The sequence below is a fragment of the Bifidobacterium sp. A11 genome (assembly GCF_000499185.1).
In the GTDB taxonomy this organism is placed as follows: domain Bacteria; phylum Actinomycetota; class Actinomycetes; order Actinomycetales; family Bifidobacteriaceae; genus Bombiscardovia; species Bombiscardovia mizhiensis.
This window is the reverse complement of record NZ_AWUO01000001.1, coordinates 14,940-33,150: the sequence shown is the minus strand read 5'-3', so window position 1 is coordinate 33,150 and position 18,211 is coordinate 14,940. Positions and strand designations below refer to the sequence as shown.

Sequence of the window (18,211 nt, the reverse complement as noted above, 5' to 3'; positions counted from 1 at the left end):
GGAAAGCAGATCGCACCTCAGAAATACGCTTTTGTATGACATTTCTTGGGTAGAAGTTGAGGGGGGGGGGTATACAGATATTTTTTACTGCTTCTTGAGGTGAACTGTGGTTGTGGTGCCCATCGCGCTGGCCTTGTAGGTGATTTCACCGTTTTCATACTTGAAATCTTTGGTATCGTCCTGTGAGGCGAGCAAGCTCTGCGACATTTTGTCCTTGTTTCCCTGGCTGGTCCAAGAGTAGTCGCCGGCGGTGGTGGGCGGGGTGAAGCTGCCGGACCAATATAGGCTGGTGGTGTCGGGACTCACCCAATTGATTTCTATGCTATCAGCGGTCACCGTTGCCTGCTGGTAGTGGTCTTTATCGGAACCGTTTGTCTGCTTCCATGTCCCTGTCAGATCGGCCGGCTGTGGGGCTTTGTTCGTTTTCCTGGGCTTCTCTTGTGAACTGGTCGTTTGCTTTCCTGCATCCGAGCTTGTTGAAGAATTTCCTCCGCAGGATGACAAGCCCATCAACATGACTATTACGGCTACTGTAGCTGCTATGCCCTTACGCATTTGCGCTTCCTCTCGTCTTCAGTGAACGGCAATAGAATATCATGCAGGCTTAAGCGAGATTGAAGTTTGCATTCATATCAGCCCCCTGTAGGTCACAGAGATGACGGGTTCACGGTGTTAATCGAATGCTGTGGAAAACGGCTCCAAGTTTGGAAAAAATTCGTTAGCGTTGCTTTTGTAGATAGCTCCTGTGGACAGGTATTTGATTGGATTGATAAATTGCAGAATAGGGTCCCCTTGCTCGAAAGTTTAAGCGTGATTCGTGCGTATACTTTTGCAGAGTCAAAGTGCTGTCAAACTGTCAGTTATTTGAAGAGCAGACGATGCTGTTGATTAGGTGCTTGAATGGCAAAGTCATCAGACGATAGATTGAGTCTTTTTATCAAAGAGGTGTTTGCGTGGCAGGGTTGATATGTCTGCTGTGACCTTAAGGTTAACCCTATTTACCTTAAAGCCCTACCGTTTTCAGGGCGCTTGCTGCTTACTGGGTCAGAATATACGAAAAGTACTGTATTCAGTATGTTTAAAGTTTGATGCAGAATCACGCCGCATTTTATATTTCTCTTCACATCTTCTGCTGCAGAAGTTATAGCGGACTGGGAAAGCAATGGGAATGTTCAAGAATTTGCTCCAAAGATAAGTTTGTTTTCAGCAGTCATAGCGAAGACATATAAGCGACGCATCAGTAGCTGCAGGTCGATGTCCAATATCATTTTGCCGAGTTACTTGATCATGGCATGTTGTAAGTGAGCGGACTTATACAGAAAGCGATATAACCACACTGGACCTTGCATGAGTCATGCTCTTCGTTCCCTGCAAAGGTGTCCGCTGATGTTTACACGCACTGATAGAGGGAATCCGAATAATGTTGATGGGTTTCCAGGCTGCGGTGTAGCTTATCAAGCGTGAGGAAGAGGAAGAATGACAAGGGCACGTTGCTGGGTATTGTCATTCTTGCGTTGCTTGGTGTGATCATCATGCATCCGGTGATCTCAGGAATCATTATTGCGGTTATCGTTCTGTTGGCAGTGCTGTATGCGATGGCGCATAAACAGCAGACTCAAGACCTCGGAAATGAGCATATAAGCCCAACCGCTAAGAAAAGGCATGGTCCGAGAGGAAAACACGCAAAACGGCCTGCTGACGAGTTGGTTCCTTTGAACGATAATGCGAAACCTGCCGACAACGATGACGGCTTGCCTGCGGATTATGTGGTGCTTGATACCGAGACGACGGGTCTGCGTGCACAGATGGATCAGATCATCGAGATCGGGGCAGTGAAGGTTCGCGGCCGGAGCATTGTCGACAGTTTTGATACCCTGGTCGATCCTGGTAGGAGTTTGGACAGCAGGATTGTCGAATTGACCGGCATTACTGATGCCATGCTGGAGGGTCAACCGAAAATCGGCGATGTGTTGCCTTTGTTCTGGTCCTGGGTAGGAGACGACCCTGTTGTAGGTCATAATTTGCGTTTCGATATGAGGTTTTTCGAAGCTGAGAGTGCACGAGTCGGGTACACCATGCCCGGCCCAGTGTGCATGGATACCTTGCAAATGAGCCGAGCTTTGTTTCCACAGGAGAAGCACCATCGGCTGCAGGATCTTATTCGCAGATTCGGTATCGCAGAGAACGAGGAGCATCGTGCATTGTCTGACGCCGCGCAGACGCAGGAGTGCTTTGAATGGATGCGCCGGTATATGAGCGAACTAGGCGGTGGGTTCACTACTGTTCTCAATGCGTCAACTTCTTCAGCCAGTGCTTCTACGGTATTGAAGCAGCCTAGGCAGTCCCGGCGTTTCAAGGGGAGGGGTGTGCATCGCCCATGCAATCAGCGTCCCGATGGTCAGTGCATCGTAGAGGGTATAGATAAGTGGCAGACCGTCGGTGTGTCGGGTGCGGCAAAGCATCAGGATCTGTTTAACCGATTCTCCACCAGTGACGAGGTCTGGGTGAGATTGCTGCATGGATTCATCAAAACAGGTAAGTACAAAGGCTGGCCGACAATCCAAGTCTGGCTTGACGGAGAATATGCGGGATGCCTCACCGTATTGCAGACATCACGCCATTACCGCCAGGTTCCGCCTGAAGGCGGCGTATCGTACGCACATTTCGGCGCTAGGACTAAAAGGGGAACCTGCCAGTTGCGGGTCTCATTTCCCTATGCCCATGCCGAGATGGAATTGAGCCAATTCGCGCAAACAGCTTCACTGAGGGAAGTTGATATGACTGGTTCGTCGCAGATGAAGTTTGAGATGTAGCCAAATATTCAGATCTGCCTTGATAGTTATCGAACAGAACCGTAAAGCAAAGAAGCAAGAAACTTGGCTCAATAGTTTGTATTCCGGGTGAGCTCTGCCTAGGCAGACAGCATTCTGAATAGTCGAGTGCCGATGGCTACCTTGCTGTCAGCCGGGCGGCGGGGGCCGCTATCATGAGAGCCGGAACAGGATCGAGCGGGTCCTTCGGATTGAGGCCCGATGAAGGAATGCGTACATGGCGGATATGGTTGACAATCACAATGACGACGAAGGCCCGGACCTGGGCAGGACCTACCACAGCGGTCCGGTCATCATGCGCGGGCCCATGATTCCCGAGGCGGACGCCAATGCTGGTTTGCTCTCGTCGGGCGGTGACACGGACTGGCTGCATATGGATCCTTGGCGGGTGCTGCGCATCCAGGCTGAGTTCGTCGACGGGTTCGGTGCATTGGCGGAGCTGGGGCCGGCAGCCGCCATCTTTGGTTCGGCTCGGACCGGCAGAGAGGATCCCAACTATGCTGCTGCGCGCAAGATGGGCGGCGACTTGGCCAAGGCCGGTATGGCAGTCATCACCGGGGGAGGGCCTGGCATCATGGAGGCGGCCAACAAGGGCGCCGCTGAGGTCGGTGGCAAGTCCGTCGGTCTGGGCATCGAATTGCCCATGGAGCAGGGACTGAACCGCTGGGTGAATCTGGGTATCACCTTCCGCTACTTCTTCGTACGCAAGATGATGTTCATGAAATACTCCTCGGGCATCATCGTCTGCCCCGGCGGGTTCGGTACCCTGGATGAGATGTTCGAGGTGCTGACTCTGGTCCAAACCCATAAGGCACCCAGCATGCCCATCGTCCTCTTCGACAGGGCCTACTGGCAGGGGCTCTTTGACTGGATTTCGGACACGGTGAAGCAGCGGGGCATGATTTCTGAGCTGGACCCCGATCTGGTCATCCGCACTGATGATCCGGATGAGGCTGTGCAGGCCATCCTGCGTCACCGTGCCTGAATAATAGGTGCGCGGCAGTCAGTGGGCGCGGGTGGCCATGATCATGCCCGTGCCGATGGGCAGCAGACAGGATTCCCAGGCAGTGTCTTTGCCTATGGCCTCCATGATGGTGCGTAAGGTGGTCGTTTTGACGGATCTATTGGCTGGGTTGAGCACGCCGCCCTTGTCTGGATCGTCCAGCAGGTCAAAGGCATCCGTGAAGATCAGCTGCCCCCGGTCCTTGAGCAGGCGCGGGGCCTGGTCCATAACCTGTTGGTAGTTTTCCCCATTGCCTGAGACGACGATAAGGTCGTAGTCGCTGGGGTTGAGCCTGGGGAAGTAGGTTCGGGCAGCCGCGTTGACCGCCCGCAGCCTCATGCCTGGGTGGGCTTTCTCCATGCCCGCGAATATTTTTTTGACCAGCGAGGTGCCTTGCGCTGTGGAGTCGACGGCGGTGAACTGGCCATGACCGTGCAGGCCCGTCATCAGGCGCAGGGCTTCGACCACAGAGCCGTTACCTACCAGGATGATGGATGCCGGAGCGTTCCGGCCGGCCAGGAACTGCAGGAAGGCGCCTTGAGACCGGGAACATTGGGCGAATCCGGCCTCCGAAGCCTTGTCTCGCAAGGTCTGCAACTTGTCGGATTCGACGTTCAGAGCGCTTGCCTCGGCGAATTCCCATCCTCTGGCGATGTTGTTGTACGAGGTTTTGTCCATGCTAACCATGGTAACGACTAGATGGCACAAGCCTGTCACCAGCTCATGCTGGCCTGTGTGGGCATGAGTCTGGCTACTCCTTGACGGCTTCGACCAGTTTCCACATCTCTTCGCCCACGTCGATCCCTCGGGGGCAGGGTCGGGTGCAGGCCCGTATGGACTGGCAAGCCTGGATTCCGTCCACCTGGTTAATGGCTTCAAGACGTTCCTGCCGATGGCTATCGCGGGAATCGTTGATGAATCGAGCCGCTGCGATCATGGCTGCCGGTCCGGCAAAGGCCTCACCGCCCGCATAAATGGGGCAGGCCCCCTGGCAGAGTCCGCAGGCGATGCAGGTGCTGAGTAGCTCATACCGGGCCAGCTCTTCCGGGGTTTGCCGGTATTCCGACGCTGGTTCTGCCTTGGTTGCCTTTGCCTGAGCTGCTTGGCTGCTATCAACAGAGGAATCATCATGGAGCAGATAAGGCTTGAAGCGTTGGATCTGCTCAAACATGGCATCGGTGTCCACTATCAGGTCTCTGAGCGGTGTGAAGCCAGGAAGCGGGCGGATCTCTACTACTGAAGATTCTGCAGGGTCTGATGTTTCTGTAGGGCGCGGTGTGTCAGTATGGCTTGTAGTTGCTGTAACGGTTGTGGTTTTCGTAGGATTTGTAGCCGAGAAGTCTGCAGCCGTTGAGTCTGAGACCGAATCCGAATGCGATAACGACGGGGATACGGCCGTTTTGGGGGTCGCTGTGCCGGTGCGACGGAAGGCTGGAGGCTGCTGAGCCTGCGGATTTCCACTAGCTACCCCGGGTGTGGGGTATGCGTTCGGCATGGTTTTGGATGCGGAGAGGCAGTCGGCGATGGTGGCTGTGCAGAGCAGATCCGGGCGGCCGTTGATGAGCGCGGCATCCGATCCGCACATGCCATGTCCGCAGGAGTACCGGAAGTTCAGTGTGGGATCTACATCCCGCTTGATCTGCAGCAGGGCATCCAGAACAGTGCGCTGTGGGGCAATTTGGATCGTGTACTCCTGCGTCCAGCGGCGGCCTCGGGCTCGTCGGTTGCCCGCCGTGGCGAAGGGGTTGCTCTTGGCGAATGGGTTGGTTCGTCCCGGACGCTCTGATTGAGGTCGTGGGGTGAACCGGGCTATTCGGAAGGTCACCGGACGGGGATCGCGGTCTGGTGCGGATGCCTTGGATCCGTCTGAGCCAGTGGACTGTGATGTCACGGTTGCTCCTGTCCTTGCTCGGGATATGGCCCGATGCCCATTGATATGCGCGGACTCCATCCTAATCCCTGACTGACCTGAATAGGTCTCGATTAGGTGCTCGTCTGACCGGTTTGGGTTCAGAGTCCATAATCGGGGTCCATCAGTAGTTGCGGCCCTTGGGAGGCATGTCGACGATATGAACAGGCTGCCAGGAGACGTCTTCCTTAGCATCGATCATGGTATGAGCCAGATAGTGTTCGTCATCGCGCTGCGGATAATCGCTGCGATACAGAGCGCCACGAGATTCCTGACGCTGCAGACTGGCATTCAACACAGCCCGGGCCAGAGTCAGCAGGTTGTCCACCTCCATGATGGCGGTGACCTCCTGGTTGAGTACTGCTGTCTCACTGTGCGCACGCAGCTGTTTTGCATAAGTTTCCAGTTGATCCAGACCGCGCAAACCCTTTTCAATGCTGCCCTGATTGCATCGGACGGCAACGGCCTCCTCCATCAGCCGTCCCAATCGACCCATCAGCGCATAAGGGTTGTTCAGGCTGGCCTCGTCACCGGGGTCGGAGGCTTCGCCTTGGTCGTCAGCCAATGCTGGTTCCGAGGGCTTGGCTTCACTCGCGCCAGCCAGCAACTCGTCCAGGAAGGCCTGACGCTTTTGCAGGGCTTGTGTGAGCGAAGATGTGTCGGTCAAGTCGTTTGGCTCGTCGGCATTGGACATGGCGGCGGCGATGGTCTGCCCGGTCCTGGTGCCAAAGAGGCAGGCGTCCAGCAGGGAATTGCCGCCCAGCCGGTTGGCCCCGTGAACGCTGACACAGGAGCATTCTCCGGCAGCGAACAGTCCGTCGACGATTCGACGGTGGCCATTCTGCCAGCGATAGACGCGGCCACGATCGGTAATGGGAATGCCTCCCATGGTGTAGTGGGCGGTGGGTTTGACCGGAACCATGTCCACAGTGGGATCCAGGTGGGCGTAGCGATGGATGGTTTCGGTGACCTGGGGGAGCAGGGCAGTCATGCGTTGGCTATCAATGCCGGTCATGTCCAGCCAGACGCAATCATGAGGCCCATCCGGGTCCGATGGATCGGCCACCCCGCGACCTGCATCAATCTCGGCCATGATGGAACGGCTGACCACATCCCTGGCGGCCAAGTCGCCGTGTCCCGGCGCGTAGTCCTGCATGAAGGCCCGGCCCTGACTGTTCCTGAGCACGCCGCCTTCTGCGCGGGAGGCCTCCGACAGCAGGATGCCGGTGTGGCCCAGGCCGGTGGGATGGAATTGGATGAACTCCACATCCTCCAGCTGCAGGCTGGCCTGCAGGGCGAGTGCCATGCCGTCACCGGTCAGATCCCAGGAGTTGGAGGTCGTATGGAAGAGTCGGCCGGCCCCGCCCGTGCACAGGACGATATTGTCGGCTTGGATGGCTTGCAGCTTGCCGGCGTGGGTGTCCAGGACGATCAGTCCACGGGCATGGCCGCCGGTTTCCTCATCAGCAGGCGGATCTACGACCAGATCGGTCACATACCATTCCTCAGCGAACTCGACTCCCAGACGCAGACACTGCTGCCAAAGAGCGTGCAGGATCTGGTGGCCGATACGGTCGGCTGCATAGGCTGCTCTCCGGACTGGGTGGCCGCCATAATCGGCGGTATGGCCGCCAAACTTCCGCTGGGCGATGTGCCCGTCCTCAGTCCTTGAGAAGGCCACCCCGTCATGCTCCAGTTCGATGATGATGCCCGGGGCCCGCTCGGCCAGAATCCGCACGGCATCCTGGTCAGCCAGCCAGTCGCTGCCCTTGACGGTGTCGTAGTAGTGCCAATGCCAGTCATCCTTTTCCTGATTGCCCAGACTGGCCGCGATGCCGCCCTCTGCTGAGCCGGTGTGGGACCGAAGGGGCTGCAACTTGGAGACGACCAGGACCTTTGGCGACAAGCTGCTTTCACTCCTGTTGCTCTCCAGAGCTCTGTACAGTCCCAGAGCGGTTGACAACCCGGCCGCTCCGGCTCCGACGATGACGGCATCATAGCGGCTTCTGACCTTCTGCGGATTCATACCATTGATACTGTCACAACCCGTTGATAGTGGTGGCCCTTCCGGCTCATGTCTGCTTACGCGGGCAGAATGGGTCTTATGACCGAACTTTCCTTCTCCCAGCAGGTGTATCAGGTCGTCAGGCGGATCCCTCGCGGCAAGGTGGCCACCTACGGTCAGGTCGCCTCCCTGACTGGTCACCCGCGCAACGCCAGGTTCGTAGGTTATGCGCTTCATGACAACCCCGAACCTGGGGTGATTCCCTGTCATCGCGTGGTCTTCCGCGATGGTTCTCTGGCGCCGGGATTCGCCTTTGGCGGTCCTGAACGTCAGCGTCAGCTGCTGGAGGATGAGGGCGTTCATTTTGTCCCTCCGCGTAGTGACGAGTCAGCTGGTGCAGACGGCTGGGTGGTGGATTTGGACCGTTGCCGCTGGCAGGCCTGATTCTTCGGGTGCTCAGCTACGACGCATCCGTCCCGCATGTTGATCAGACCACGAATCTCCAGGGATCCCAGCAGTTGCATCAGATGTCTGACGGAGAACTCATGTCCCTGATCGGCCAGTTCAGCGCGAAGCTGTCCCGTCATGGGCGGACCATTCCGGCGCTGGCAGGTGCGGATAGCCGCCAGCACGGTTGCCTCCTCCTTGGTTAGGCGCTCGTCATCTGCTTTTTTGTATTCACTGTCAGTGCCCGAATTTGATGGCTGGGTTGAGGGTCCGTCTCTATCAGTCCGGGATTGTTCGAGCGCGGTTGGGTCCGGTTGACCGCCGTTTATGGTCTGGGCCAGATGATCCGAACCAACCGTCGGTGTGCGTCGCGCGTTATGCCTGTTCGATTGATTACCGCGTGATTCGGCGTTATCGACTGAAGCAGAGACTTCTTGACGGACGGACTTGCCGGGGTGAACCGGTCCATGGGCAGGGTGGCAAATGTCTCGGATGTCGGATGCAGACAGGAGTAGCTCCGCCTTACCCTCATGGATGAGCCGGTTGCAGCCGGTGTTTTCCGGTTGATCGATTCTGCCAGGAGCGGCCAGTACTCGACGACCCAGCTCGACACCCCCAGTTGGCTGTGTTCAGCGCGCCTGATCGGTGACGGGCCTGTGCCACCACAATATCGGAGGCTAGGGCGGCGATGATCCGGTTGCGCAGCAGGAACCGACGCGCCTCGGGGATGGTTCCGGGTGGCAGTTCGCTGATCAGTACGCCGCCATCTGCCTCGATGTTTTCGAACAGACGGCTGTTGCGCTTGGGACCCATGTGCAGCAAGCCTCCGGCAAAAACGGCGACCGTGCGTCCGCCGCCAGCAGCCAGGGCTCCCCAGTGGGCGGCAGCATCCGTGCCCATGGCCCCGCCGGAGACGACCAGGTGGCCTTCGCCGGCAGCCTTCCTGGCTATCTGGTGAGCAGTGGACCGACCATACTCGTCACATGTCCTTGACCCGACCACGGCCAAGGGTCGGTCACAGCAGATCAATGTTTCGGGATTGCCTTGCCCCCACAAGCAGAGGGGAGGGGCCCAATCGGAGCGGCGTGCCAGGTCATCCACCTGGCCTGGCCAGCAGGGATCGCTTGGTGTCATCACCCAGAATCGGCCACCGCCAGTCATCATGGTCCGCACCTGGTCGGTGTCCATGGCAAGCAAGGGTGTCAGGCGTCTCCGCCAGGAGTTGCTGATCTTGTGGAACCGAGTGAGGTCCTCGGGGCTCGTTTGTCGTCCCCACCGAGCCGTCCCCTTCAGAAAGCGTTCATCCAGTCTCGTGCGAGCAGCATCATGATGGCCGTCAGTCCCTGCTTGGTTTGGCGCTCTTAGTTCGATCAGATTTCGACAAAGATCGGCCGCCTGGTCCGAGCCCAGCAGACAGGCGATCATGAAGGCATCAGGGCCATCTGCCGCTAGAGTCAGCACGGTTCTGGCAAGCCAGTCGCTTTCTACCATGGTCATCGGTAGCGGCTGATCGTCGGGCATAGTCTTCATCATGGGTTGGGCCATCTCAGACGGCCCTTGTTCTGAGCAGGATGCCGGTGGTCACATCGTCGGCACCGGGGCTGGTCCGCCCGTCCAGGTCTGCCAGAGTCCATGCCAGGCGCATGGTCCGGTCGGCACCGCGCAGACTGATCCGCTGCCTGCGCAGGGCCTGGTCGACGACCGAACGTGCCTTGTCTGATGTGTTCTGGCGCAGCCATTCGCCGCTGATCTGAGCGTTGCAGGTCCAGCCTTCCTTGCGGAAACGCTCTTTTGCTGTCTGGCGGGCGCGGGTCACACGCTGGCGGATCTGAGCGCTGTGCTGGCGTGGACGGTGATCGTCGAATCCCGAGTCGGTCACCGGGGGGACTGTGGTCTGGATGTCGATGCGGTCCATGATGGGTCCTGAGAGCCTGTTCCAGTAGCGGAGGCGTTCGCGGGGCGTGCAGGTGCAGCGCTCGCCGGTGCCGTATCCATATCCGCAGGGGCAGGGGTTGGCGGCCATGACCAGTTGGAAACGAGCCGGGAAGGTGGTGCTGCCCTTGGCCCGGGACAGGAAGATTCGCCCGATCTCCAGGGGCTCGCGCAGGGATTGGATCACCCTTGGGGAGAATTCCGGGGCCTCATCCATAAAGAGGACGCCTCGGTGGGCACGGGTGATGGCTCCTGGGGTGGCCAGTCCGGCGCCACCTCCGACCATGGCCGCCATGGAGATCGTATGATGAGGAGCCTCGAAAGGTGGCACATCGGAGATCCCATACCGGCTCAGCGTGCCACACAGGGATCGAATGGAGGCCACCTCCAGCTGTTGAACAGCGTCCAAGGCGGGCATGATGCTGGGAAGCCGTTCAGCAAGCATGCTTTTGCCGGCTCCTGGAGGGCCGACCATGAGCATGTGGTGACCCCCAGCTGCAGCCACCATCATGGCCCACTTGGTCTCCTCCTGGCCGATTACGTCAGCCATGTCCGGCTTGGGCGGAGATGGCTCGGCATTGGCGGGGGAGTTGTCTTCGTGCTGCCTGATTCTGGGATGCGCCTTCGCTATGGCGGTCGATTTGTCGGTGTCTAGGTGGCTGTCTAGCTCAGGGGCGGTGATCCTGCTTCGCCCGCCCAAGGCCTGGATAAGCTGGCCCAGGTGGCGTAGTCCCACGACCTCGATATCGGGTACCAGATGAGCCTCGTCCAGGTTGTCTGCAGGGACGAAAGCTCGCGTGATTCCCTGGGCTCTGGCCTGTGTCAGGATGGGCAGCAGACCGTTGATCGGCAGAATCGTGCCATCCAGGTTGAGTTCGCCCAGGATGACCGTATGGTCCAGGCCTTCCGTCGGCAGTGCCCCGCCGGCTTCGAGGACACTGGTCGCAATGGCCAGGTCGTGTGAGGAGCCGTGCTTGGGTTTTGAAGCTGGGGACATGTTGACGGTGACCCTGGTCTGCGGCCACCGGAATCCACAGGCCGAGCAGGCGGATTTAACACGTTCGCGTGACTCAGACAAGGAGGCATCCGGCAGGCCGATGATGGAGAAGTAGGGCAGCCCTGGGGAGATGAAGGACTGTACGTGGATCAGAAAGGCCTTGAGGCCTATCAATCCCACGGATTCAGCGGATCCAAGACGCATCAGAAGGCCTCCCTGGTGTGCCTGAGGAAGACTGATCCCGGATTCCATCCACCCTTGCCCGAACAATTGGATCCTGCGGCGGCCTTGGCGGATGCCTGACTGGAAGCCAGGGGATAGGGGCTTTCGGAATGCATGCTTCTGCCGGGGTCTGACTTGACTGACAGGCTGATGACATCGAAACGGGTGCCACGATGCCGTGCGCTGGGATCTCGGTCATGGCTGATCAGCCATTGGACTGCGGCGCGACGAAGATGGGTCTGTTTGCGCGGGCCGACAGCCTGTTCTGGGGATCCGAACCGACCGGTGCGTCTGGTTTTGACCTCAACGAATACCAGAATTGATTCGGGATCTAGGGCGATGATGTCCAGCTCGCCGAACCGGCTTCTCCAATTTCGGGCTAGAATTTTCCAGTTGCGTTGCAGCAGCCACTGGCAGGCGTAGTCCTCGCCCAATCGTCCTAGCTCTCGGCTGTTTATGCTGCTAGCTCTGATCTGTCGTTCAATATCTGCCAGCCCTATGTCGATAGATTCATCGTTGCCTGTACCTGCTGTGGTCGTCCAAGATTGATTGATTTCTGGATCATCAGCAGATCCTTTGAAATCGGGCAGAGCGTTTAGGGACTGCGCGATCGATGGATCTGCAATTATATCGTCGGTACCGGTTCTCTCGTTCCTGTCATTGATGACTGTGTGGTGATTGGTTGGTCTGGTCAGTGCTTGTGTGTCCATGTTTCTAGAAGACCACTGTGAGGAAGTCGGCGACAATTCGAACCAGACATGTGGTCGAATGAGCCTGCGATAGCGACAAAGTGGATGAACAGGTGGATTTCCGATGTTGACCTTGTGTCAGTTGCACTCATCCAAGTATTAGTAGGGGCGGCAGAGGCTGAAAGAAGAAAAATGTTGAAATATAGGTGAAAGCACAAACGAGAGAAAGCAGAAACCAAAGAAACAGAAACCAAAAGCAGAAATCAAGGAAGTAGAAACAAGTAGCCCTTGGAAGAGCGAGTAAGTGAGGGACGCAGGGCAACAGGCAGATAAAGGAATCAGCGAATATGACAAGACAAAAAGAGCCTGTGATGATCTTCGTCGCTGTCTCTCACCCGGATGAGGGGAGTGGGGATCCAAAGAGATCAAAGGAGACCAGGAGGTGCAACCGATGATTGCCTGAGAAGCACCTTCTGGTCTCCTGCTTCAGAATTGCTGCATAGCCTAAATGGCTGATTTGTTAGGTATTAATCGAATTTCTGATTGACGAGGATCCTCTGATTGACGAGGATTTGATGGATGCGACGCAGCCCTCGGGCAACCGCGTCACATCCATATCGGTCCTTGCGGCCTGGCTGAAGGAATCAGGCCGCGGTGACCACATTCATGTCGGCACGGGCGATGGCCTGGTCGAAGTCCCTGGTTCCCTTGAAGACCTCCTGAGTCCAGGGGTTGATGTGCTGACGGCGTGCACGGACCAGGATGTAGCCCAGTGCGAGCACGTTGGCGGCCAGGGAGAGGATGGAGACCGTAAGGTTGACCCCGGCCTTGTTGACCGACTGGGTTGAGAAGACCGAGTAGTCCTGGAACATGGGCAGGACCTGAGCGAACATGCACCAGATGGCCAGGGTGTTGGCCCGGTTTTGGATCCAGCCTCCCTTGTTCCAGAGGAAGTTCGCGAAGGTGGGCGCCAGGAGGAGGGCCAGGCCGCAGTACCAGGCGTGGTTGGGCAGGCAGTTGTAGGTGTAGCAGAAGTTCCACAGGTCATATGAGATGATGAAGACCCAGGTCATGTCGGGCCAAAGCATGTCGCGACGGTCCTTGGAGGCGTAGATGCCAAAGATTCCGGTCATACAGAAGATGTTTATTAGGCCCGCCACCCCATTGAAGATGTTGTGCCAGCCGCCCATCAGAGTGATGCCCTCGGTGGACACCCAGGTTCCGCCCCACCCGCGCAAGGCGGATTCGAAGTCGGAGACCACGGCGATCAGGATGTTGATGGCGACGATGATGAAGGGGAAGCACTTGAACCAGTGGGATTTGCCGATCTTGCCCCATCCGTACTTGAGGGCCATGAAGCCGATGCAGCCAGCGGTGGCGGCATAGAGCTTGGCATAGTGGAACCAGCTGGTCATATGGACGTAGGTTGGGTTATGAAGCGCCCAGTCGGCCCCGAAGGCCGCCGATACGTAGATGGTCAGGAAGTATGCGGTCAGGGCAGCAGGAATGGCCAGGAAGCAGATGATGCCTCCAGTCTTGCTCCGCCTGGCGATCTCGTTGAGACCGATCAGGCATGCGAAGACCAGAATCCAGCCCAACCATTGGTAGGGGGCGTTGGCTCCGTAGACTTGGAACAACATGACGATGTCCTTTCTTCTGTTCTGTGTCAGGCGTTCGTTAGTTTGGTTCTTGGCAGCGGAAGTCGGGAAGGACGCCGTCGCCTTACAGGTAGGGCTCCAGGTGGAGCGTCTGGGCGGCCATCCGGATGAAGGTTTCGTCGCTGGTGTCCGGCTGCACCCTAAGGAGGGTGATGAACCCGGAAATCAGAACGATCAGCATTTCACGCACATGGTCGATGGGCAATTGATCCTGGTGGTGTCTGGCGAAGTCCTGAACTGCTGTCCGGCAGAAGTAGTCGGCTATGGCCGTGGAGACTTGGTCAACGAATCGTGTGTAGAGTCCTCCGTTGCCCGAGTGGATCATCTGCTGTCGGAGTGGGCTGTTGTCGGCGATGACCGACCGGGCCACCTGTACGACGGTCTCCAGAGCTCCTTTGACGTCGCCAGGTGTCCGCTTCCTGTTCCATTCCTCCATCCGTGCCAGGACCTGGTTGACGGACTTGTCCACCATGGCCTGGGCCAGCGTCTCCTTGTCGGGGAAGTAGTGGTAGAAGAGGGACCTGGTCATCCCCACCTGCTTGGCGATGTCCTTGATGGTGATGTGAGAGAATCCCTTGTTCCTGCAGATATCGATCACAGCCTGGACGATTTCGTCGCTTTTCCTGGACTTCTTGCGCGAGGGTCCCGGAGCGAAGGCTGACCCGTCTTCTGTAGCTGATGCCTGCATGGTTACTTCCTGTCCTTCCGGAGCTTGCCGACCCTAGGAACTGAACTTTGACACTATGTCAACATTGACGACTCAAGTATAGAACCGACTTTGACAAAGTGTCAATTTCATCTGAAAACCTATCTGTAGGCGGCTACTGAGTTTCACATCATGTGGAGGTGGAGGGGGAATATAAGAGGGCCCCGAAGCGAAAATGCTCCGGGGTCCTATGGAAACCTTTGGCCAATTGATCTATGACGCTATGACCTGAGGTGTAGGTGACCGCTTTACCCAACCAATCCGGTCAGCAGGCCCAGATCCAGCTCGAAACTGACCCCGCGCTGCTGATAGTCTGGCTGATTGCGTGTGTGCTGCATGGCGGAACGGACGAATTCGCCGGCGATTCGAGCGGCATCGGCCAGGTCGCGTCCTGCAAAGAGCGCCCCGCAGAGGCTGGAGGCAAAGGCATCGCCGGTTCCGTGGATCATGAAAGGCAGCTTGTCATGGACCAGCTCGGTACGCTCGCTGACTCCGCCATGATCTGCTGAGGCCACGAAGTTGCGCAGCTTGCCGTCTTTCCGGTCGATGCCCTTGATGATGACGTTTTTCGCGCCCATGTCCAGCAGGCGGCCCAGACGCTCGCCAACCTGGGCGTCGTCGAGGTCCTGGCCTTCATAGTCGATGCCGGTCAGCAGGCTGACCTCGGTCAAGTTGGGCATGAGCAGGTCGGCCCCATCGACCAGATTGGTCACGGCCCGGCACATTTCCTCGGTGTAGGTGGGGTACATGGATCCGCCGTCGCCCATGACCGGGTCGACCAGCCGCAGGGCCTTGGGGTATTCCCGATACATGCGCTGAATGATGTCGACCTGTTCGGCGCTGCCCAGGAACCCGCTGTAGATCCCGTCCAGTTCGACGCCCTCCTTCTGCCAGGCATCCAGGTATCCCGGTAGCATCTCGGTGGTGTCATGGAAGGTGTAGTCCTTGAACATGGTGTGCGCGCTGAACAGGGCGGTGGGCACCGGGCAAACGTCGCATCCTGCTGCCGAAAGGATGGGAATGGCGGCCGTCAGCGAGCACTTGCCATACCCGCACATGTCATGCACAGCGGCGACTCGGGGGATGTACTTGCTGTCGCGCTGGTAGAGCCTGTTCTGATCGTCCGTCTGTCCGGCCATCTTTGAACTCCTTCATGCCTGCTGAGGCTGTTCGCAGCGGAGTCTTCTCCGTCGCTTACTCGACTCTACAGCGGAGGGGTTAAACGGGAGCCGCCGCGTGTGCAATGGCGAGATAAAAAGGCCAGTTTTCAACCTTTTGGAAGCTGTTATAAAAAAGGACGATACCGAAAAGTCCCTTCTGGCTTGAACAGGTGGGCTTGTGCCGCTTATGGTCACATTCAAGAACATGGACGAGGACGCACGTCACCAACAGATAGGAATCGACATGACCGACCAGAACCCGCACAAGTACCATTTCGAGACGCTTCAACTTCACGTGGGCCAGGAGCAGGCCGACCCCGCCACTGATTCCCGGGCCGTGCCCATCTACGCCACCACCAGCTACGTCTTCCACGACTTCGACCACGCCGAGGCCCGATTCGCGCTGAAGGACCCGGGCAACATCTACGGCCGTCTGACCAACTCCACCCAGGGGGTCTTCGAGGACAGGATCGCCGCCCTGGAGAACGGCACCGCAGGCTTGGCCGTGGCCTCGGGAGCGGCAGCCGTGGAGTATGCCTTCCGGAACATCACCCAGACCGGGGACCATATCGTATCTTCCAAGAACATCTACGGCGGCACCTTCAACCTCCTCAAGCACACCCTGCCCCGCGATGGTGTCGAGACCACCTTCGTGGATCCTTCGGACCCGTCCAACTTCGAGTCGGCCATCCAGGAGAACACCAAGCTGGTCTTCTTCGAGACCTTCGGCAACCCCAACGCCGACCTGCCCGACTTCGAGGCCATCTCCAAGATCGCCCATGACCATAACCTGCCGGTGATCGTCGACAACACCTTCGCCACTCCTTACCTGTTCCGTCCGCTGGAGCACGGGGCTGACATCGTCGTGGAATCGGCCACCAAGTTCATCGGCGGCCACGGCACCACCCTGGGCGGGGTCGTCGTTGAAGGCGGCAAGTTCGACTGGGCGGCAGTGCCCGGCAAGTTCCCCACCCTGACCGAGCCTGACCCCAGCTACCATGGCCTGCGCTTCTACCAGGATCTGGGCGCTGCGGCCTTCGTCACCCGCATTCGCGCCATCCTCCTGCGCGACACCGGCGCCGTCATCTCGCCCTTTGCAGCCTTCCTCCTCCTGCAGGGGACCGAGACGCTCTCGCTGAGGGTTGAGCGTCACGTCGAGAACGCCCTGAAAGTAGTGGATTACCTGCAGACCGTGCCGGAGGTGGAGTCGGTCAGCCATCCGGCCATTGAGGGGCGTCCCGACCACGAGCTCTACAAGCGCTACTTCCCCAACGGCGCCGGCTCCATCTTCACCTTCGATCTGAAGGGCGGCAAGGATGCGGCCAGGGTCTTCATCAACAACCTGCATCTCTTCTCCCTCCTGGCCAACGTGGCTGATGTGAAGTCGCTGGCCATCCATCCGGCATCGACCACCCACTCCCAGGAGACGCCGGAGGAGCTGGAGGATCAGGCCATCCATCCCGGCACCATCAGGCTCTCCATCGGCACGGAGAACATCGAGGACATTCTGGATGACCTCAAGGGTGCCTTCCAGGCATTGAAGGAGTCCGGTCTGGCCAAGTAACCGGCAATAACACTTCCTTTTTGGTGCCATATCTGCCTGATATGTGACCGAGAAGGCGCAGAAGCAGAAGGTGCCTGTCGAAACCTCATTACGTTTCGATGGGCACCTTTGTATATGCCCTCTCATCCCCTCACTCCAGTGGCAGAGAGCACCTGACCAGTCAGGCGGAAATGTTCTGGTGGGTAAGATGGGAGTATGAAACATGGAGCAAAGACGAGGGCGTCTTCCGATCCGTCGTCCGGTGCGGGGAAACCGAGGCAGATCGCCCAGGTAGCCATCAAGGCCAAGGGATTGACCAAGGACTATGGGAGTGGGGAGAACCTGGTCCATGCCCTGCGGGGTGTGGATGTCGAATTCGAACGGGGCAGGTTCACGGTCATCATGGGTCCCTCCGGGTCGGGCAAGTCCACCCTCATGCATACCTTGGCGGGCTTGGACACCGTTACCTCCGGACATGTCTACCTGAACGGGACCGATGCCGCCGGTGTGAAGGGCAGGCGGGCCCGTCGTCAAGGAGGGCGGAGGGGGGTGGTCGACCTGACCAAGCTCAACGACAATCAGCTGACCCTCTTGAGGCGCCAGAGCCTGGGCTTCATTTTCCAGAGCTTCAACCTCCTGCCCATGTTTACAGCCAAGCAGAACATCCTCATGCCTCTGATCCTGGATGGGGCCAAGCCAGACACAGCTTGGTTGGACGTTCTGGCCAAGACCCTGGGCCTGGAGGAGAGGCTGACTCACCGGCCCAGTGAGCTTTCGGGTGGCCAGCAGCAACGTGTGGCCATCGCCAGGGCCCTCATCACCAAACCTTCCATTGTCTTTGCGGACGAACCCACCGGAAACCTGGACACGGCCTCTTCGACCGAGGTGCTCAGCTTCCTGCGGGATTCGGTTCGCGAGCTGGGGCAGACCATCATCATGGTCACGCATGATGTCTTTGCGGCCTCCTTTGCCGATCGGGCTTTGGTATTTGCGGATGGGCGAATCGTGGCAGACCAAGACAGACCCACTGTGGATTCCATGAATGCCTTGCTCTCCGAGGAAGTCATGGCCTCTACAGCTACAGCTGACTCGGCTGCTCATCGCTGAGG

15 protein-coding genes are annotated in these 18,211 nt (G+C 58.1%); 5 read left to right on the top strand and 10 right to left on the bottom strand.

Annotated features, from left to right (window positions below; all coding sequences use genetic code 11):
* Positions 1-84 precede the first annotated feature (84 nt).
* On the bottom strand, positions 85-555 hold the full coding sequence (locus P273_RS0100120) for a hypothetical protein (protein ID WP_024626504.1): 471 nt from the start codon (positions 553-555) through the stop codon (positions 85-87).
* 905 nt (positions 556-1,460) lie between these two features.
* Between P273_RS0100120 and P273_RS09720 the strand changes: the two genes are divergently transcribed.
* Both P273_RS09720 and P273_RS0100110 read left to right on the top strand, forming a co-directional pair.
* On the top strand, positions 1,461-2,813 hold the full coding sequence (locus P273_RS09720; protein ID WP_024626503.1) for a PolC-type DNA polymerase III: 1,353 nt from the start codon (positions 1,461-1,463) through the stop codon (positions 2,811-2,813).
* A gap of 235 nt (positions 2,814-3,048) precedes the next feature.
* Positions 3,049-3,816 carry a TIGR00730 family Rossman fold protein gene (locus tag P273_RS0100110; protein ID WP_029675941.1) on the top strand — a complete coding sequence of 256 codons (768 nt, stop codon included), beginning with the start codon at positions 3,049-3,051 and terminating at the stop codon, positions 3,814-3,816.
* Positions 3,817-3,834: 18 nt separating this feature from the next.
* Here the strand turns inward: P273_RS0100110 and P273_RS0100105 are convergent, their stop codons facing one another.
* The 3 genes from P273_RS0100105 to P273_RS0100095 all read right to left on the bottom strand — a co-directional run bounded on the left by P273_RS0100105 (position 3,835) and on the right by P273_RS0100095 (position 7,769).
* Positions 3,835-4,512: an O-methyltransferase gene (locus P273_RS0100105; protein ID WP_024626502.1), complete on the bottom strand. Its 678-nt coding sequence runs from the start codon at positions 4,510-4,512 to the stop codon at positions 3,835-3,837.
* 73 nt (positions 4,513-4,585) lie between these two features.
* Positions 4,586-5,659 carry a succinate dehydrogenase/fumarate reductase iron-sulfur subunit gene (locus P273_RS09715; protein WP_029675940.1) on the bottom strand — a complete coding sequence of 358 codons (1,074 nt, stop codon included), beginning with the start codon at positions 5,657-5,659 and terminating at the stop codon, positions 4,586-4,588.
* 208 nt (positions 5,660-5,867) lie between these two features.
* Entirely contained in the window at positions 5,868-7,769 is a 1,902-nt protein-coding gene (locus tag P273_RS0100095; RefSeq protein ID WP_024626500.1) for an FAD-dependent oxidoreductase, read from the bottom strand.
* 78 nt (positions 7,770-7,847) lie between these two features.
* On the opposite strand from P273_RS0100095, the gene P273_RS0100090 reads away from it, so the two are divergent.
* Positions 7,848-8,192 carry an MGMT family protein gene (locus tag P273_RS0100090; protein WP_024626499.1) on the top strand — a complete coding sequence of 115 codons (345 nt, stop codon included), beginning with the start codon at positions 7,848-7,850 and terminating at the stop codon, positions 8,190-8,192.
* Between the two features lie 531 nt (positions 8,193-8,723).
* Here P273_RS0100090 and P273_RS09160 read toward each other — a convergent pair.
* From P273_RS09160 to P273_RS0100060, 6 genes are all read right to left on the bottom strand, one after another.
* Positions 8,724-9,728, bottom strand: a complete 1,005-nt coding sequence (locus P273_RS09160) for a DNA-processing protein DprA (RefSeq protein ID WP_172637220.1) — start codon at positions 9,726-9,728, stop codon at positions 8,724-8,726.
* A gap of 13 nt (positions 9,729-9,741) precedes the next feature.
* Positions 9,742-11,328 carry a YifB family Mg chelatase-like AAA ATPase gene (locus tag P273_RS0100080; RefSeq protein WP_024626498.1) on the bottom strand — a complete coding sequence of 529 codons (1,587 nt, stop codon included), beginning with the start codon at positions 11,326-11,328 and terminating at the stop codon, positions 9,742-9,744.
* A complete protein-coding gene (locus tag P273_RS09710; RefSeq protein ID WP_024626497.1) occupies positions 11,328-12,056 on the bottom strand; it encodes a YraN family protein in 729 nt (242 codons plus the stop codon). Before P273_RS09710 ends, P273_RS0100080 begins: the two co-directional genes overlap by 1 nt.
* A 623-nt stretch (positions 12,057-12,679) precedes the next feature.
* Entirely contained in the window at positions 12,680-13,675 is a 996-nt protein-coding gene (locus tag P273_RS0100070; protein ID WP_024626496.1) for a DUF5692 family protein, read from the bottom strand.
* A gap of 82 nt (positions 13,676-13,757) precedes the next feature.
* Complete coding sequence (locus P273_RS0100065; protein ID WP_024626495.1) at positions 13,758-14,381, bottom strand: TetR/AcrR family transcriptional regulator; 624 nt, start codon at positions 14,379-14,381, stop codon at positions 13,758-13,760.
* A gap of 266 nt (positions 14,382-14,647) precedes the next feature.
* Positions 14,648-15,538, bottom strand: coding sequence for a pyridoxamine kinase (locus tag P273_RS0100060; protein WP_024626494.1), 891 nt, complete (start codon positions 15,536-15,538; stop codon positions 14,648-14,650).
* Between the two features lie 265 nt (positions 15,539-15,803).
* Here P273_RS0100060 and P273_RS0100055 point away from each other — a divergent pair, with 265 nt between their 5' ends.
* Positions 15,804-17,123 (top strand): O-acetylhomoserine aminocarboxypropyltransferase/cysteine synthase family protein, encoded by a 1,320-nt coding sequence (locus P273_RS0100055; protein WP_024626493.1) that lies wholly within the window; start codon positions 15,804-15,806, stop codon positions 17,121-17,123.
* A gap of 195 nt (positions 17,124-17,318) precedes the next feature.
* The gene (locus P273_RS0100050) at positions 17,319-18,209 is read left to right on the top strand and encodes an ABC transporter ATP-binding protein (RefSeq protein ID WP_024626492.1); all 891 of its coding nucleotides are present in this window, start codon (positions 17,319-17,321) and stop codon (positions 18,207-18,209) included.
* Positions 18,210-18,211 lie beyond the last annotated feature (2 nt).

Coding starts and splice junctions, on each gene's coding strand:
- P273_RS0100090 (WP_024626499.1), top strand. CDS start 7,848: ATGACCGAACTTTCCTTCTCCCAGCAGGTGTATCAGGTCGTCAGGCGG.
- P273_RS0100055 (WP_024626493.1), top strand. CDS start 15,804: ATGACCGACCAGAACCCGCACAAGTACCATTTCGAGACGCTTCAACTT.
- P273_RS09160 (WP_172637220.1), bottom strand. CDS start 9,728: ATGATGAAGACTATGCCCGACGATCAGCCGCTACCGATGACCATGGTA.
- P273_RS0100120 (WP_024626504.1), bottom strand. CDS start 555: ATGCGTAAGGGCATAGCAGCTACAGTAGCCGTAATAGTCATGTTGATG.
- P273_RS0100110 (WP_029675941.1), top strand. CDS start 3,049: ATGGCGGATATGGTTGACAATCACAATGACGACGAAGGCCCGGACCTG.
- P273_RS09710 (WP_024626497.1), bottom strand. CDS start 12,056: ATGGACACACAAGCACTGACCAGACCAACCAATCACCACACAGTCATC.
- P273_RS0100105 (WP_024626502.1), bottom strand. CDS start 4,512: ATGGACAAAACCTCGTACAACAACATCGCCAGAGGATGGGAATTCGCC.
- P273_RS0100070 (WP_024626496.1), bottom strand. CDS start 13,675: ATGTTGTTCCAAGTCTACGGAGCCAACGCCCCCTACCAATGGTTGGGC.
- P273_RS0100065 (WP_024626495.1), bottom strand. CDS start 14,381: ATGCAGGCATCAGCTACAGAAGACGGGTCAGCCTTCGCTCCGGGACCC.
- P273_RS0100050 (WP_024626492.1), top strand. CDS start 17,319: ATGAAACATGGAGCAAAGACGAGGGCGTCTTCCGATCCGTCGTCCGGT.
- P273_RS0100060 (WP_024626494.1), bottom strand. CDS start 15,538: ATGGCCGGACAGACGGACGATCAGAACAGGCTCTACCAGCGCGACAGC.
- P273_RS0100080 (WP_024626498.1), bottom strand. CDS start 11,328: ATGCGTCTTGGATCCGCTGAATCCGTGGGATTGATAGGCCTCAAGGCC.
- P273_RS0100095 (WP_024626500.1), bottom strand. CDS start 7,769: ATGAATCCGCAGAAGGTCAGAAGCCGCTATGATGCCGTCATCGTCGGA.